Source organism: Rhodococcus parequi (assembly GCF_046042785.1).
Taxonomy (GTDB): Bacteria; Actinomycetota; Actinomycetes; order Mycobacteriales; family Mycobacteriaceae; genus Prescottella; species Prescottella parequi.
On the sequence record NZ_JBDLNV010000002.1, the window covers coordinates 533320 to 548256 of the forward strand.

General features: G+C 69.1%; 18 protein-coding genes. 9 read left to right on the forward strand and 9 right to left on the reverse strand.

Translation table 11 applies throughout. The features are described 5' to 3' along the window. Positions 1 to 56 precede the first annotated feature (56 nt). Genes ABEU20_RS06650 through ABEU20_RS06665 form a run of 4 tightly spaced genes read left to right on the forward strand, consistent with a single transcriptional unit; the run spans position 57 to position 3415 of the window. The gene (locus ABEU20_RS06650) at positions 57 to 1010 is read left to right on the forward strand and encodes an ABC transporter permease (protein ID WP_420163916.1); all 954 of its coding nucleotides are present in this window, start codon (positions 57 to 59) and stop codon (positions 1008 to 1010) included. Next, positions 1003 to 1827: an ABC transporter permease gene (locus tag ABEU20_RS06655; RefSeq protein WP_420163608.1), complete on the forward strand. Its 825-nt coding sequence runs from the start codon at positions 1003 to 1005 to the stop codon at positions 1825 to 1827. Before ABEU20_RS06650 ends, ABEU20_RS06655 begins: the two co-directional genes overlap by 8 nt. Continuing rightward, the gene (locus tag ABEU20_RS06660) at positions 1824 to 2750 is read left to right on the forward strand and encodes an ABC transporter ATP-binding protein (protein ID WP_420163609.1); all 927 of its coding nucleotides are present in this window, start codon (positions 1824 to 1826) and stop codon (positions 2748 to 2750) included. Before ABEU20_RS06655 ends, ABEU20_RS06660 begins: the two co-directional genes overlap by 4 nt. Beyond that, on the forward strand, positions 2747 to 3415 hold the full coding sequence (locus ABEU20_RS06665; RefSeq protein WP_420163610.1) for an ABC transporter ATP-binding protein: 669 nt from the start codon (positions 2747 to 2749) through the stop codon (positions 3413 to 3415). The genes ABEU20_RS06660 and ABEU20_RS06665 overlap by 4 nt, the downstream gene beginning before the upstream one ends. On the opposite strand, the gene ABEU20_RS06670 is transcribed toward ABEU20_RS06665, so the two are convergent. Then, the gene (locus ABEU20_RS06670; protein ID WP_420163611.1) at positions 3390 to 3956 is read right to left on the reverse strand and encodes a dihydrofolate reductase family protein; all 567 of its coding nucleotides are present in this window, start codon (positions 3954 to 3956) and stop codon (positions 3390 to 3392) included. The two genes, ABEU20_RS06665 and ABEU20_RS06670, sit on opposite strands and share 26 nt — an antisense overlap. Before the next feature lie 73 nt (positions 3957 to 4029). Between ABEU20_RS06670 and ABEU20_RS06675 the strand changes: the two genes are divergently transcribed. Then, positions 4030 to 4599, forward strand: a complete 570-nt coding sequence (locus tag ABEU20_RS06675) for a TetR/AcrR family transcriptional regulator (protein WP_420163612.1) — start codon at positions 4030 to 4032, stop codon at positions 4597 to 4599. A gap of 25 nt (positions 4600 to 4624) precedes the next feature. Here the strand turns inward: ABEU20_RS06675 and ABEU20_RS06680 are convergent, their stop codons facing one another. From ABEU20_RS06680 to ABEU20_RS06690, 3 genes are all read right to left on the reverse strand, one after another. Continuing rightward, positions 4625 to 6145 (reverse strand): acetyl-CoA hydrolase/transferase family protein, encoded by a 1521-nt coding sequence (locus ABEU20_RS06680; RefSeq protein ID WP_420163917.1) that lies wholly within the window; start codon positions 6143 to 6145, stop codon positions 4625 to 4627. A 205-nt stretch (positions 6146 to 6350) separates the two neighbouring features. Beyond that, the gene (locus ABEU20_RS06685; protein WP_420163613.1) at positions 6351 to 6677 is read right to left on the reverse strand and encodes a branched-chain amino acid transporter permease; all 327 of its coding nucleotides are present in this window, start codon (positions 6675 to 6677) and stop codon (positions 6351 to 6353) included. Further along, positions 6670 to 7407 carry an AzlC family ABC transporter permease gene (locus ABEU20_RS06690; RefSeq protein WP_420163614.1) on the reverse strand — a complete coding sequence of 246 codons (738 nt, stop codon included), beginning with the start codon at positions 7405 to 7407 and terminating at the stop codon, positions 6670 to 6672. The genes ABEU20_RS06685 and ABEU20_RS06690 overlap by 8 nt, the downstream gene beginning before the upstream one ends. A 79-nt stretch (positions 7408 to 7486) precedes the next feature. On the opposite strand from ABEU20_RS06690, the gene ABEU20_RS06695 reads away from it, so the two are divergent. Then, a complete protein-coding gene (locus ABEU20_RS06695) occupies positions 7487 to 7921 on the forward strand; it encodes an Lrp/AsnC family transcriptional regulator (protein ID WP_420163615.1) in 435 nt (144 codons plus the stop codon). A gap of 43 nt (positions 7922 to 7964) precedes the next feature. Here the strand turns inward: ABEU20_RS06695 and ABEU20_RS06700 are convergent, their stop codons facing one another. Then, entirely contained in the window at positions 7965 to 8504 is a 540-nt protein-coding gene (locus ABEU20_RS06700; protein ID WP_420163616.1) for a gluconokinase, read from the reverse strand. Between the two features lie 543 nt (positions 8505 to 9047). Here ABEU20_RS06700 and ABEU20_RS06705 point away from each other — a divergent pair. Continuing rightward, the gene (locus tag ABEU20_RS06705; protein ID WP_420163617.1) at positions 9048 to 9881 is read left to right on the forward strand and encodes a M23 family metallopeptidase; all 834 of its coding nucleotides are present in this window, start codon (positions 9048 to 9050) and stop codon (positions 9879 to 9881) included. Positions 9882 to 9893: 12 nt separating this feature from the next. Here the strand turns inward: ABEU20_RS06705 and ABEU20_RS06710 are convergent, their stop codons facing one another. The 3 genes from ABEU20_RS06710 to ABEU20_RS06720 form a co-directional block, all read right to left on the reverse strand. After that, positions 9894 to 11432 (reverse strand): acyl-CoA synthetase, encoded by a 1539-nt coding sequence (locus tag ABEU20_RS06710; RefSeq protein ID WP_420163618.1) that lies wholly within the window; start codon positions 11430 to 11432, stop codon positions 9894 to 9896. Between the two features lie 87 nt (positions 11433 to 11519). Then, positions 11520 to 11894: an SgcJ/EcaC family oxidoreductase gene (locus ABEU20_RS06715; protein ID WP_420163619.1), complete on the reverse strand. Its 375-nt coding sequence runs from the start codon at positions 11892 to 11894 to the stop codon at positions 11520 to 11522. After that, entirely contained in the window at positions 11891 to 12787 is an 897-nt protein-coding gene (locus tag ABEU20_RS06720) for a helix-turn-helix domain-containing protein (protein WP_420163620.1), read from the reverse strand. The genes ABEU20_RS06715 and ABEU20_RS06720 overlap by 4 nt, the downstream gene beginning before the upstream one ends. Positions 12788 to 12876: 89 nt before the next feature. On the opposite strand from ABEU20_RS06720, the gene ABEU20_RS06725 reads away from it, so the two are divergent. After that, the gene (locus tag ABEU20_RS06725; protein WP_420163621.1) at positions 12877 to 14088 is read left to right on the forward strand and encodes a cytochrome P450; all 1212 of its coding nucleotides are present in this window, start codon (positions 12877 to 12879) and stop codon (positions 14086 to 14088) included. 16 nt (positions 14089 to 14104) lie between these two features. Continuing rightward, positions 14105 to 14248, forward strand: coding sequence for a hypothetical protein (locus ABEU20_RS06730; RefSeq protein WP_420163622.1), 144 nt, complete (start codon positions 14105 to 14107; stop codon positions 14246 to 14248). 9 nt (positions 14249 to 14257) lie between these two features. On the opposite strand, the gene ABEU20_RS06735 is transcribed toward ABEU20_RS06730, so the two are convergent. Beyond that, the gene (locus tag ABEU20_RS06735; protein WP_420163623.1) at positions 14258 to 14851 is read right to left on the reverse strand and encodes a TetR/AcrR family transcriptional regulator; all 594 of its coding nucleotides are present in this window, start codon (positions 14849 to 14851) and stop codon (positions 14258 to 14260) included. Positions 14852 to 14937: the final 86 nt, after the last annotated feature.

The window sequence follows — 14937 nt, forward strand, 5'->3', positions numbered from 1 at the left end:
CCGCGACCGCCACCCCGCGGCGCAGTCCCCGCACCCGGCGCCGCGAGGTGGCCCGAATGGCGTTGCGCCGGGGTGCCTTCGCGGTGCCACTGCTCGTCGTGGTGTCAGCGGCGCTGTTCGCGCTGGCGTCACGCTCACCGTTCGACCCTCTCGCCGGCTATCTCGGCGACCGCTACACGACCACCAGCGACGCCGACCGCGCCCGTCTCGCCGACGAACTCGGCCTGCACGATCCGTGGTGGGCGACGTACGGGCACTGGGTGCGCGGGCTGCTGTCCGGCGACCTCGGCGTCTCCCGCAGCTTCGGGCAGCCGGTCGCGACGGTGATCGGCGAGCGCTTGCCGTGGACCCTGCTGCTCACGTGCCTCGGGCTCGGCCTGGCGATCGCGGCGGCGTTCGCGCTCGGCGTGTGGTCCGGTGCGCGGCCGGGCGGCCCGGTGGACCGACTGGTGGCACCGCTCGCCTCGGTCGTGCAAGCCACCCCGCCGTTCGTGCTCTCCCTCGGGGCGGTCGCGGTGTTCGCGCTCTCGCTGGGATGGCTGCCCGTCGCCGGTCTCACCGACGCCGGGAGCGATCCGACGTTCGGTCAGGTGGCCGAGCACCTCGTACTGCCGGTGACCGTGCTGGCGGTGTCGCAGGCGCCGTGGCTGGCGATGTCGGTGCGGCAGTCGGTGCGCGACACCATCGGGTCGGACGCGGTGCGCGGCGCCCGGGCCCGTGGCATCCCCGAACGGACGATCCTGCTGCGGCACGTCGTCCCGGTGGCCCTGGGGCCGTTCGTGACCGTGATCGGTCTGCGGCTGCCGGAGATCATCGTCGGCGCGGCGATCGTCGAGGAGGTGTTCTCGTGGCCAGGGATCGCCGGCGCCGTCGTCACCTCCGCGCGTGAACTCGACTTCCCGCTTCTCGCGGCGCTCACCGTCGGCACGACGCTGATCGTGCTGGTCGGCTCGCTGCTCGCCGACGTCGCGCTGACGCTGCTCGATCCGCGGGTGAGCGCCGATGGGTAGGAACACACGCCTACTCGTGTCCACGGTCGTGCTGACCGCGATCGTCGCGTACGCGCTCCTGGTGCCATGGCTCGCGGGCGTCGACGACCGCCTCACCGACTTCGCCGACGCCCGGCTGGCTCCGAGCGCGGAGCACTGGTTCGGCACCGACAACGCGGGACGCGACCTGTTCGTCCGGGTCGCGGCCGGGCTGCGGGTCTCGCTGTTCATCGCCGCGGTGTGCGCGGTCGCCTCCACCGTGCTCGGTGTCGGGATCGGCATGGCTGCCGCAACTTTCGGCGGCTGGACCGACCGGATCGTGATGCGGGCGGTCGACGGCGTCAACGCACTCCCCCACCTGTTGCTGGGCATCGTCATCGTGGCGCTGTTCCGGGGCAGCATCCCGGCGATCATCGCCTCCATCGCGCTGACCCACTGGACACAGGTGGCCCGCATCGCCCGCTCCGAAGTCCTCGGCGTCCGCGGCCGCGAGTACATCGACGCCGCGCACCTCGCCGGGGCCGGACGGTGGCACGTGATGCGACACCATCTGGCCCCGGCCGCCGCCGGTCAGGCGCTCATCGCCGTCGTGCTGCTGCTGCCGCACGCCATCTGGCACGAGACGACACTGTCGTTCCTCGGCCTCGGCCTGCCGCCGCACCAACCGTCCCTGGGAACGCTTCTGCAGGAAGCACGTTCGACGCTCCTACTCGGCGGGTGGTGGACCCTGCTGTTCCCGTCGCTGCTGCTGGTCGCCGCGACCCTGGCCGTCGCCGGCATCGGAGCCGCGCTGCGCGACCGGATCAGTCCACCGACCCTGGAGAGGACCCCACGATGACCGTCACGCTCACGATCGACGCGCTCACCGTCCGGATTCCGGTCGGATCCGCCGTGGTGCACGCCGCCACCGATGTCGACCTGGTACTCGAGGCCGGACGCGTGCACGCCCTCGTCGGCGAATCCGGTTGCGGCAAGTCGATCGTCGCGTCCGCGACGTGCGGGCTGCTGCCGCCGAACGCGCGTGTGTCCGGATCCGTCCGGCTGACGTCCGGCAGCGACGACGTCGAGATCGTGGGTGCCCCGGAACGACTCCTGCGCACCGTCCGCGGGCGCCGGATCGCCCTCGTCCCGCAGTCTGCCGCCACGTACCTGACACCGGTGCGTACCGTCGGGACGCAGCTCGGCGAGACGCTCCGTCACCTCGAAAGTCGCTACGGCGTAGCCGAACTCCTCGATCGCGTCGGGCTCGATCCCGAGTGCCGAACGCTGTACCCGCACGAGCTGTCCGGCGGAATGGCACAGCGGGCCGCGATCGCGTTCGCGATCGCCGGTGATCCCGAGGTGATCGTCGCGGACGAGCCGACGTCCAGCCTCGATCCCGACCTCACCGAACGGATCCTCACCCTGCTCGACGGGTGCGCCGGCGCCGGGGCCTCCGTTCTGCTGATCACGCACGATCTCACCGCCGCCCGGCGTCACGCCGACGCCGTGTCGGTGATGTACGCCGGACGGATACTCGAATCCGGTCCGGCCGCAGATGTTCTCGACGACCCCTGGCACGACTACACCAAGGATCTGATGGCCGCCCTGCCCCGCAACGGATTGCGCCCCATGCCGGGCACACCACCCGAACTGACCGATCTGCCCGACGACTGCGTCTACCACCTGCGGCGCCCGGGCACCGCCTTCTCGGGCGGCCCGACACGTCTCGTCCGGACCGGTGCACGGGTGGTCCGCACCCGCGTCGGAGGTGGATCGTGAGCCTCACCGCCGAGCATCTGCGGGCCGGACACCGACCGGACATCCCCGTCCTCGACGACGTCGGGATCGAGATTCCGCGCGGCCGCACGATCGGGCTCACCGGACCGTCCGGCGCGGGGAAGACGACCCTGGCCCGGGTGTGCGCACTGCTGCACCGGCCCTGGTCGGGCCGGGTGAGCGTGGACGGCGCCGTGGTGTCCGGCCGCGCCGAGGCGCCGCCCGAGACGCGGCGGGCGATCGCGATGCTGTTCCAGTCGCCGCGTCAGTCGACGTCGCCGCGGTTGACGCTCGAGCGGATCGTCACCGAACCCCTCCTGATCGCGCGGGTGCCGCGGCGCCAACGCTCGGACGTCGTGCACGCCGCGGCCGCACGAGTGGGGCTCACGGCCGACCTGCTGACCCGGCGACCGCATCAGGTGAGCGACGGACAACTGCAACGCGCCTGTCTTGCACGGGCTCTGGTGCAACGTCCGCGCTACCTGATCTGCGACGAGATGACCGCGATGCTCGATCCGGCAACCACCGCGGCCGTCGTCGCCGTGCTGCGCGAGGAGACGCGCACCGGTCTGGGTGTCCTCGCCGTCAGCCACGACCACGCACTGCTGCGCGCGTGGGCCGACGACGTCGTCGAGCTGCCCGTCAACGCCGGCGCGCGTACTCCGTGACCGCCACCCCGGAGCGGAACGAGCGGGTGTCGACCGCGTCGAACGCACCGGGGCGGTACGTACCAGGCGCGAACATCGGGATGCCGTTGCCGAACAGCACCGGATGACGCTTGACGACGAGGCGGTCGATCTCGTCCACGAGCAGCGACGCGAGTACGCCGCCCCCGCACAGCCAGATGTCGGCGCCGGGCCGCCCCTTCAGCTCCCGCACCAGCTCCAGCGGGTCGGCGTCCGTCACGACCAGATTCTCTGCCTTCGCAGAGTTGTTGCGCGAGAACACGATCTGGCGCAGATGCCGGTACGGGCTCGCCATCGCCGGCAGGCCCACCGCGTAGGTGTTCCACCCCATCAGGACGGTGTCGAACCCGGTGCGTGGCTGCTCGATACCGAGGTGCGCGGCGCCGTCGGTGGGCAGCGCGTCGGCGAAACGAGCGAGGTCGGCCATGTGGTCGCCCTCGAGATCGAACGCATCGAACTGCCCGTCGGGACCGGCGATGTAACCGTCGAGGCTGACAGCGACGTAGTACACGAGTTCACGCATTCCCACTCCAATCACTACAACTGTTGTGATTGGCAATGTACAACACATGTAGTGGTTCGGCTAGCATGTCGACATGGTTCGTAACGATGAGCGCCGCCAGGTCCTCGCCGACGCCGGCCTGGCAGTGCTGGCCAACCAGGGTGCCCGGGGGCTCACCCACCGGGCGGTCGACCGCGAGGCCGACGTCCCCCCGGGCACGACGTCGAACTACTTCCGCAGCCGCGACGCACTGATGGCCGGGCTGGTGGAACGGATCGGTGAACGCCTGACGCCGGACGAGACGGTGCTGGCCGCACTGTCCTCCCGGGAACCGAGTCGCGAGCTGTTCGCCGACTACGTGCGCGACATCGTCCGGCGTCTCACCGAGAACCGCGAGGTGACGGTCGCCCTGTTCGAGCTCCGGCTCGAGAGCACCCGCAACCCGGACGTGGCCGCGATGATGTCCGACTGGAGCCGAAGGGGTTTCGAGGCGGACGTGGCCTTCAACACCGCCGCGGGCCTACCCGGCAGCGCACGCGAGATCGCGCTGTTCCACTACGCCGTCGACGGACTGCTCCTCGACCGACTGACGACACCGCTCGTGCCCGACACCTCGACGGACGAGATCGTCGACGCCCTCGTCGCCGGACTGCTCCCCTCCTGAAGCCACGGAACGGGCTGCAGGGCAGTCAGTTCCGGCGCATCGTCCCGGTCTCCTCGAAGCGCTGGTGGAACGAGAGCGCCTCGCCGAGCAGGTGCGGGGTGTGCCCGGACGACGGGGCGTGCTCGGCGCGATCGACGTAGTCGAGCAGCATCGCCCGGTAGTCCGGGTGCGCGCACTTGTCGATCACGACGCGGGAGCGCTTCCGCGGCGACAGCCCCCGCAGGTCGGCGAGTCCCTGTTCGGTGACGAGCACCTGGACGTCGTGTTCGGTGTGGTCGACGTGCGGGACCATCGGCACGATCGACGAGATCGCACCGCCCTTGGCCGTCGACGGGCTCAGGAACATCGACAGGTAACCGTTGCGGGCGAAGTCGCCCGAGCCGCCGATGCCGTTCATGATCCGGGTGCCCATCACGTGCGTCGAGTTCACGTTGCCGTAGATGTCGGCCTCGAGCATCCCGTTCATCGCGATGATACCGAGCCGTCGGACGACCTCCGGATGGTTGCTGATCTCCTGTGGCCGCAACACGATGTGCTTGCGATAGAAGTCGATGTTCGACACCAGTTCGTCGATGCCGGCCTCCGACAACGCCAGCGACGTCGCCGACGCGTACCGCACCGTGCCGTGCTTGATGAGGTGCAGCATGCCGTCCTGGATCACCTCGGAGAAGCAGGTGAGTCCCTTGTGCGGGCCGGCGTCGAGGCCCTGCAGCACCGCGTTCGCGACGTTGCCGATACCCGACTGCAGCGGCAGGAGACCGTCGGCCGGCAGGCGCCCCTTCGAGACCTCGTACTCGAAGAAGTCGAGCACGTGCGCGGCGATGGCCCGGCTGATCTCGTCGGGCGGGGCGAGCGGGCTGGCGCTGTCGCGCGCGTCGGTCTCGACGACCGCGACCACCTTCCTCGGATCCACCTTCAGGGTGGGCTGCCCGATGCGGTCCTCGACCGAGGTGATCTGGATGGGCTTGCGGTACGGGGGCAACGCGGTGCCGTAGTAGACGTCGTGGATGCCGGACATCGCCTCGGGCACCCACGAGTTGACCTCGAGGATGACCTTGTCGGCCACGTCGAGCCAGGTCTTGTTGTTGCCGATCGACGCCGACGGGATCAGTTCACCGCTCTCGGTGATGCCCGCGACCTCCACTACGGCGACGTCGACGTCGCCGTAGTAGCCCTCCCAGACCTGCTGCGCGACGTGCGACAGGTGGATGTCGACGTAGTCCATGCGGCCGTTGTTGATGCTGCGGCGTGCGGTCGGCTCCGACTGGTAGGGCATGCGCAGCGAGATGCCGTCGACCTCCGCGAGCAGGCGCTCGGTACCCGCCGACACCGACGCCCCCGTCAGCAGATTGATGGTGAAGTTCGACCCGGCCCCGCGGACGGCGTGGATGCGCTCGGCGAGGGCCGGGATGATCGCCTTCGGCGTGCCGGCGCTCGCGAAACCACTGATCGCGACGGTGTCGTGCGGGTGGATGAACTCGACGGCCTCCGCGGCGGAGGTCACCTTGCTGCGGAACACCGAGCTGCGGATTCGCGTCGAGCCCAGTGTCGAGGTCGACTGCGATCCGGATTCATCCACGTGCGTCACAGTGACAAGGCTAACTCTCGACACGCCGGTGAATTGCCGGCCACGAGCACCCGAAATGCTTCTGACATGCAGCTTTCACTCCTGGTCGCGTGTTCGACGTCGGTGATCCGACCGATTCGTGCGACGAGCGTGCCGGTTGCCGCGACGAACAGCATTCACCAGTTCAACCGAAGACCCAGTTTGCAAGAACCATGTATGTGGCGGTGCCGCCGACGATGCTGAGCAACGCGTGCGAGCGCCACAGGTGCAGACCGATCGTGACGGCAAGTGCCACCCCCGCCGGCACGAGCGAGGCGGGCGCGATCGACACGTCCCGCAGGGTGTAGATCGCGAGGATCAGCATGATGCCCACCGGCATGTGGGCGCCGAGATAGTGGACGAGTGCCGACGAGCGCAGCGGGGCGATCACCGCGAACGGCACCGCGCGCAATGCGAACGTCACGCCCATGATCACGGCCAGGGCGGCGAGCAGGTAGGAGACGTCAGGCATCGACGGCCCCCCGGCGGCGCTGCCACAGGAACCGGGCGAGCAGGGAGACGACGAACAGGCTCATCGCGACCACCAGCATCTGATCGCGGGCGACGACGAGCGCGATCAGCGCGCTCAGCAGCGCCAGGATCGGGGTCGGGACATCCCGCCGGGCGCGGAAGGCGTCCACCGCCAGCACCACGAACAGCGCGGTGAGCGCGAAGTCCAGCCCGGACAGTTGCATCGGGAGGGCGCTGCCCACGAGCGCACCGACCACACCGCCGAGCACCCAGTACAGCTGGCAGAACACCTGGACGAGGATCACCCGGCGACTGCTCAGCGCCTCGGGATCCTTCGTCGCGGCCACGGCGTACGCCTCGTCGGTGAGCGCGTACATGCTGTAGAGACGCGCCCCCTTGCCGCGCACGCGGTGCAGGGGAAAGGACAGCGCGTAGAAGACGTGTCGGAAGTTGACGAGCAACGTCGTCATCGCGATCGACGCGAGCGGCGTCACGGCGAGCACGAGACCGATCGCGAGGAACTCGAGCGATCCGGCGTAGATGGTCAGCGAGAAGATCGGCGCCCACCACCAGTGGAAGCCGGACTGCACCAGCAACAGGCCGAACGCCAGACCCAGCGGGAACAGCCCGAAACCGACGGAGACGGTGTCACGGGAGGCGGCCCGCAGGTCCGACCGGCGCGAGTCGCCGGCCGAGACGCCTGGGCCCTGATCGGTAAACGCGCTGGTCACGCGGCAATAATAGTGCTCATTGCGCAGCAGGTGATTGCCAGAGATTGCCTCTCACCCGCCATGCGCGCAATATTCTGCTGTGGATGATCTCGATCGCGCAATATTGCGCGAGTTGCGCAAGAACGGACGCCTCACCAACGCCGAATTGGCCGAGCGCGTCGGCCTCACCCCATCACCGTGCCTGCGCCGAGTACGACGCCTCGAGGCGGACGGGGTGATCGTCGGCTACCAGGCCGTCGTGGACCCGGACGCCGTCGGACGCGGCTGCGAGGTGATCGTCAACGCCGAGATCGTCTCGCAGGACCGGAAGACCGTCGAGGCCTTCGAGTCACAGGTCGGCGCGTTCGACGAGGTCGTCGAGTTCCGCCGGATGATCGGGCTGCCCGACTACTTCATCCGTGTGGCCGTCGCCGACCTCAACGCGTTCGAGGTGTTCCTGCGAACCAAACTGATGGAGCAGCCGGCGATCTCCAAGATCGAGTCGCACCTGACGATGAAGAAACTCAAGGGCTAGTCGGCACTCCTCGTCAGCGCCGCGTGCGCTGTGTTCGCCGGGTTCACGAGTCCCACTCGCCCCGACCGACCCCGCGCAGCAGCCGCACCGCCGCATCGACCACCTCGGCGAGGTCCCGCCCGGCGTCGACGCGCGCTCCCATTTCGTCCGGACCGAGCGGTTCGAGCAGAGCCAACTGGGATTTCAGCAACGACGCCGGCATGAAGTGGCCGGTGCGCTGGGCAATGCGGTGCGCGATCACCACCGGTTCGGCCGTCAGATGCACGAAGACCACACCGATCGCGCTGCGGCGCAGCACGTCACGGTAGTTGCGCGTGAGGGCCAAGCAGGCGACCACACCCCCGGAGCCCGCGCCGCTGTGTTCGCGCAACCACGCGCCGACCGCCTCGAGCCACGGTTGCCTGTCCGCGTCGTCGAGCGGGGTGCCCCGGGCCATCTTGGCGACGTTCCCCGGCGGATGCAGGTCGTCGGCGTCGATCCACGGCAGGTCCAGTCGCTCCGCGACACGGCGTGCGACCGCAGTCTTGCCCACCCCCGAGACACCCATCACGACCACGCACTGCCGCTCCCCGGCTGTCGACATCATCTCTCCCGCCGTTCGGGGTCCGCGCCGAGGCCAATGGTACGGCCGCTCGCACGCGCGCCACCGCCGGCGCCGAAGTGAACGAGGCGCCCCGGGCCGCGGCGTGGAGCCGACTTTCGGTGCCCCACGGCGGCATATCGCTGAGATCGCTGACACAAAGCGACCGTACGGACCGTCCGTTCGCGCCACCGTTCGATCTTGATATCGCCGGTCGCTTCCGGGCACGGAGGGGACCTGTAGTCACAGTGACGTAATTCGGGTGAACGAGTGGCCCACCGACCGTCCGACCTCGGCATACAGCCCGCTCGGACTTCATACTCGATGGTCTGTTCGACGACGAACGGGTGTCCGCCCGAGGGCCGTCGCGACCCGTCGAGGCGCCTGACCTGCAGCTTCCCGCGGAACCGGTTGGTTCTTATCCCATGAAGGTAACGACAGCATCACGGTGGACGAGTCGATACCTCTTTGTTACTTTTCCGTGACGAAAGATCCGAGGTTGCCGTCCACCGGGACCGACCAGAGACCACAAATGAGGTATCCACTGTGGCCGATAACCACAGCACGTACAGCGTCGGAGTCCCGACTTCCGCCGCCACACTCGGGCGCGGAACCCTGAAGGCCACGGCCGTCGCCGCCATGACGGGCGCGCTGCTCGCCGGCAGTGTGCAGGTGGGTGCGGCCACCGCGTCCGCAGCTCCGCTGCGCCTGCCCGCCGTCGACAACGTCCAACTACAGCTTCCCGCAGGCGAATTCCTGCCCGGACTGAACGTCCCGTCGCTCGTCGACGCCTCGGACGCCGGACCGCACCAGTGGACGCCGACGTCGGCAACCTGGTGGAAGCCGGCCCCCAAGCTCCAGGCACCCGCCCCGGCACCGGAGCCGCAGTCCGTGCCGATTCCGGCACCGATGCCCGATCCGCTGCCCGCCCCCGAGGCCGCACCGGTGCCGGCACCGATGCCTGCCCCCGTGCTCCCACCGCCGCCCCCGCCCGTCGTCCAGCCCGTCGCGGGATTCCTGACGTCGAGCTACGGCCCGCGCTGGGGCACTCACCACAACGGCATCGACATCGGCGCCAACCTCGGCACCCCGATCCTGTCGGCCGCCGACGGCGTCGTCATCAACGCGGGCCCGGCATCCGGGTTCGGACTGTGGGTTCGCGTCCAGCACACCGACGGCACCATCACCGTCTACGGCCACGTCGACACGTTCGTCGTGAACGTCGGCCAGCCCGTCCTCGCGGGTGAGCTGATCGCCACGGTCGGCAATCGCGGTCAGTCCACCGGACCCCACCTGCACCTCGAGGTCTGGAACCCGGCCGGCTACCAGGTGGATCCGCTGATCTGGTTGCACGACAGCGGAGTCGCGGTCACCTGGTGACCGGGCCCCGGTTCACACCGGGTCGAGTTCGCCGCGCAGCTCACGCTTGAGCAGCTTGCCGCTCTGGTTGCGCGGCAACGCCGACACGAATCGAATTCGCTTGGGCACCTTGAAGGGTGCAATGCGCTCCCGGACGTGGTCGACGAGCACCTGTGCCGTCACCGCGTCCGGGTCGGCGTCGTCGCGCAGCACGACGACGGCCGTCACGGCCTCGATCCACTTCTCGTCGGGCACGCCGATCACCGCCACCTCGGCGACACCCGGGTGCGTGTAGAGGGCGTCCTCCACCTCGCGGGAGGCCACCAGGATGCCGCCGGTGTTGATCACGTCCTTGATTCGATCGACCACGGTGATGTACCCCTCGGCGTCGCGGGTCACCAGGTCGCCGGAGTGGAACCAGCCGTCCCGGAACGCTTCGGCCGTGGCTTCCGGATTGTCCCAATACCCTTGGCACAGTTGCGGGGAACGGTAGAGAACCTCGCCGGGCTCGCCGTCGGGGACGTCGTCGCCGTTCGCGTCGACCACCCGGGTCTCGACGAAGTAGACCGCACGGCCGCACGACGACGGCCGCTGCTCGTGCTCGTCGGGCCCGAGCACCGTTGCGAGCGGACCGATCTCGGACTGACCGAAGCAGTTGTAGAAGCCGAGGTCCGGATACCGGGCACGCAGACGGTTCAGCACCGTCACCGGCATGATCGACGCGCCGTACTGCGCCTTCCGCAGCGACGAGAGGTCGCGCGTCTCGAGATCCGGGTGCCCTGCGAGCGGAACCCACACGGTGGGCGCGAGGAACAACGAGCCGATCCGATCAACCTCGATGCGGCGCAGGATCTCCGGAATATCCGGCGTCTGCATCAGATGCACGGTCGCTCCCACCGACAGGTAGGGCAGCATGAACACGTGCATGCCGGCGGAATGGTACAGCGGCATGCAGATCAGCGGATTGTCGTCGGCGCCGAGGCCGAGCGCGATCACCGACGACACGTACTCGTGGACCAGAGCGCCGTGGGTCATCATGGCGCCCTTGGGCTTCGAGGTCGTCCCCGACGTGTAGAGCAACTGGACCAGGTCGCCGCCCGTGGCTGCTGAGGATACCTCCGGGACGTCGCCGCCCCGCGCCCACTCGAGCAGCGAACCGTCCTCGCCCCGCAGCGCGACAACGTGTTCGACTCCGAGATCGGCCCGAACCGAATCGAGGGTTCCCTGCAGCGCAGGGTCGACCAGTACCGCCCGAGCTCCGGATTGTGCCAGCAGGTACTGCAATTCGTCGCCGGTGAGCGCGTAGTTCACCGGAACGTGGACCAGGCCGGCGCGGGCGGAGGCCAGGAAGCCGATGACGTACGCGTCGGAGTTGACGCCGTACCCCGCCACCCGGTCACCGGGAGCCAGCCCGAGCGCGAGCAGGCGGCCGGCGGCGCGGGTGACGGCGTCGTCCAGTTCGCGGTACGTCCAGCGGCGGTCGTCGAAGGTCAGAGCAGTGCGATCAGGCTGCCTCGCGGCGGTCCGACGGAGCACTCCGTCCACGGTGTCGATGCGCGGGTCCTCACTCATGTGACGCAGGTTATAGGACGTCCAACTATTGCGTAAGGGGTTTCTTTCCGCGCAGCAGTTGTGTAGTTTCGCACCCCCGCTCCGCGATCAGCCGCTGAACGCGGCCGTGATCGCGGCCATGTCGAAGTAGTCCCGCCACGCGGCGATCTTGCCGTCGACCACCTCGAACACGCCCATGACCGGCAGCGGAGTCTGCTTGCCGAGTCCGCGGAGCACGTCGGTGCGCTCGTTCATCACGATCCCGCCCGACTCGACCTGCTTGTGGATCTGGAAGTCGATCCCCTCGAACATCGCCAAAAAGCCCTCGAGGAACTTCTCGATCGCGTCCCGGCCCTTCACCGGATCCATCGGAATATTGTGGTAGACCGCGTCTTCGGTGAAGTAGCCGGCGATCACCGCGGGGTCCGGATCGGCCCACAGCGCGCAGAACTCGGTGACCAGATCCTCGGCAGCACTACTCATGCATTCACTCCTGTTCTCGCATCCAGTTCCCGAGCGGTTCGGGTGAGGCTCTCGATGTAATGCGCCCGCTCGTCCCGGGTGACGGCGGAGCGCAGGGGGCCGATCTGCAGCTCCCACGCCGCGCGACCGTCGGCGCCGAAGACCGGCGCCACCAGGTAGCTCACCGGAAGTGCCCGGTCGCTCGTGAGATCGGCTGCCCCGTAGGGTCTTCCGCTGATTCCGCCCAGCAGGTCCAGAACGCGGCCGCGCAACGCGTTGCGGGTGGGGTCGTCGCCGAGGTGTTCGACCACCTCCGCCAGCACATCCAGCATGCCGGGATCGGCGGCGCCGATCCCCCACACGCCGACACCGGTGGTGCGGATCAGCTCGAGCGTCTCGGCGGTCTCCGCGCGGAGCTCGGCGGGCAGGGTGTCGAGCCAGACGCGCCGGCGGGCCTGGTCGGCGAACGCGATGACAGCCGCCCCCGCGGGAGCTCGCAGTGGCAGCCCGGTGCCCACCGTGATGCCCGCCGGCAGCCGACCCCGGCCCGCATCCACCCCGAGAAACGTCATCTCCGTGGAGGTGACGACACCGAGCGCCGCACCGCAGTCGACCTGCGCCGCCAGCCTGGCCAGCGCCGCGTCGAGCCCCGGGGGCACGCCCGCCGCCGAGCGCGCGGCCTCGGCCACCCCCGCCAGACGCGACCCCAGGCGGTACCGCAGGTCCGCGTCGCGGTGCGCCCACCCGTGCGCGTCGAGCGATCCCAACACCGCACCCACCGTCGAACGGCTGAGGCCGAGCGCGTCGGCCACCTCGGCGATGGTGCACGCCTCGTCGCGTCCGGCCAGCAGTTCGACGACCGCCACCACCCGATCGGTGGGCGGAGATCCGGTTGCACCCTTGTCACGGTCCATGTTTCCTCCTACCCTCGCCACAGTAACCGATATTCGTCGACTGCGACACGAATATTCGTCTCGCAGTTTTCCTCGGGAGGACCCCGCCGATGACCGCTCCGACCACGCTCGACCACGTCGACATCGAGGGGGTCGACTTCGCCTTCGAGGACTCCCCCGAGATCCATGCGATCCTCGAGCGCCTGCGCGCCGAGAAGCCCTATGCCGTCGTTCCGTTCGCGGGTGTCAAGGCCGTCCTGCTCCTCACCCACGAGCTGGTGTCGGCGGCATTCAAGGACGAGGACACCTTCCCCGCGTCGGCCGTCTATTCGATGACCACCGGCCCGGTGCTGGGAAAGACGTTGCAGTGCATGGCGGGCCGCGAACACCGCGTCAACCGCGCCATCGTGTCCCCGCCGTTCCGACGCAGCCGGATCAGCGAGTACATCGAGCCGGTGCTCGAGCCACTCGCGCACGAGTTGATCGATCGGTTCGCCGATCGGGGCACCGCCGACCTGGTCGCGGAGTTCACCACGCGCTACCCGGTCCTCGTCATCAGCCGACTGCTCGGCCTGCCGGTCGAGGACGAGGCGACGGTCCACCGCTGGGCCCACGACCTGTTCTACTTCCCGATGGATCCCGAGGCTGCGATGCGCGCGTCGCAGGAGTTCACCGCCCACGTGACTCCGATCCTCGCGGAGCGGCGCCGCAACCCCGGCGACGACCTCATCTCGATGCTCGTCACCGAATCCGCGGAGGGCGAGACGCTCGACGACGAGCAGATCCTCGCGTTCCTGCGTCTGCTGTTCCCGGCCGGCGCCGACACCACGATGCTCGCGCTCGGAAACACGCTGTCCGCGTTGCTGACCCATCCCGAGCAGCTGGACCTGCTGCGCTCGGATCCGGCCGAGCACGTGCAGTGGGCGATCTGGGAGGGCCTGCGCTGGGAACCGCCGGTGGGACTGCTGCCGCGCGCCTGCCCGGAGGCGACGACGTGGCACGGCATCGACATCCCGCCGCTCACGCCGATGATCTTCTCGATCAACGCCGCGCTGCGTGATCCGGCGGTCCACGAGGATCCACATCGCTTCGACATCACCCGCCGTGCCACTTCGATGCTCGCCTTCGGGCAGGGCCCGCACAGCTGCGCCGGTAGCTGGCTGGCGCTCGCCGAACTGAACACAGCACTCACGATCCTGCTCGATCGCCTCCCCGGCCTGCGCCTGCAGGACGGTGCCGCCGAGCAGGCCCGAGTCACCAGCCAGGTCGGTGTCGCGCTGCGCGGCCCCGATTCGCTACCGGTGGAGTGGGATCGGCAGTAACGGGCACAATGGCGGCATGCATTCCGCTCGCCGCCTCGCACTCGTCCTGACGATCGCGGCCGGCGCCTGGGCAACCTGGCGTCGGCTGCGGTTCGACGGGCCACTCAGCGCGCGCGAGTGGCGCGCGGACGCGATCGGCCCCGACGACCTGGCGGGCTGAGCCGGCGAATCACCGCGGCAGCACGCCGTTCAGCAGGATGTCCACCAGCGACGCCGCGAGCTTCCCCGGGTCGGGCGCGTCACGCACCGACTGCGCGAAGATCGCGGTGCCCGCGATGACGTCGAGCAGGACGTCCGGATCGACGCCCGCACGCAGTTCCCCCGCCTCGACCGCCTGGGACAGCCGATTGCCCAGTTCCTCGCGGATCACCTCGAGCTGATCGGTGATGAGCGCCTTGCGCAGTTCGGGATCGCTGCGCCCCTCGCTCATCAGCCCGGGTACCGCTTCTCGCGCGGCGGGGCCGCCGAAGAGTGCCACCGCCCCGTACGTGAGCCGACCCAGCTCCTCGGCGATCTCCAGGTCGGACACGTTCTCCGACTCCATGACCGGATACACGGCGTCGTGCACGATGTGCGCCTTCGACGGCCAACGACGGTAGATCGCCGGTCGCCCGACGCCGGCACGGGTGGCGATCTTGTCGATCGAGGTTCCGGCATAGCCGTTTTCGACCAGGAGCTCACGCGTCGCCTGCAGCACGGCCTCGTCGATCGCGGGGTTCCGTTGCGGCCCAAGCCGGTGCTGCGCTTGCCGCTGCCTGGACATCGAATGAACCCCTTGCGTCGAAGTGTGATGGCCGTTACATTGTGTCACGTCGTAGTCGATACGCAATGTATCGACTAGAGCTTTCC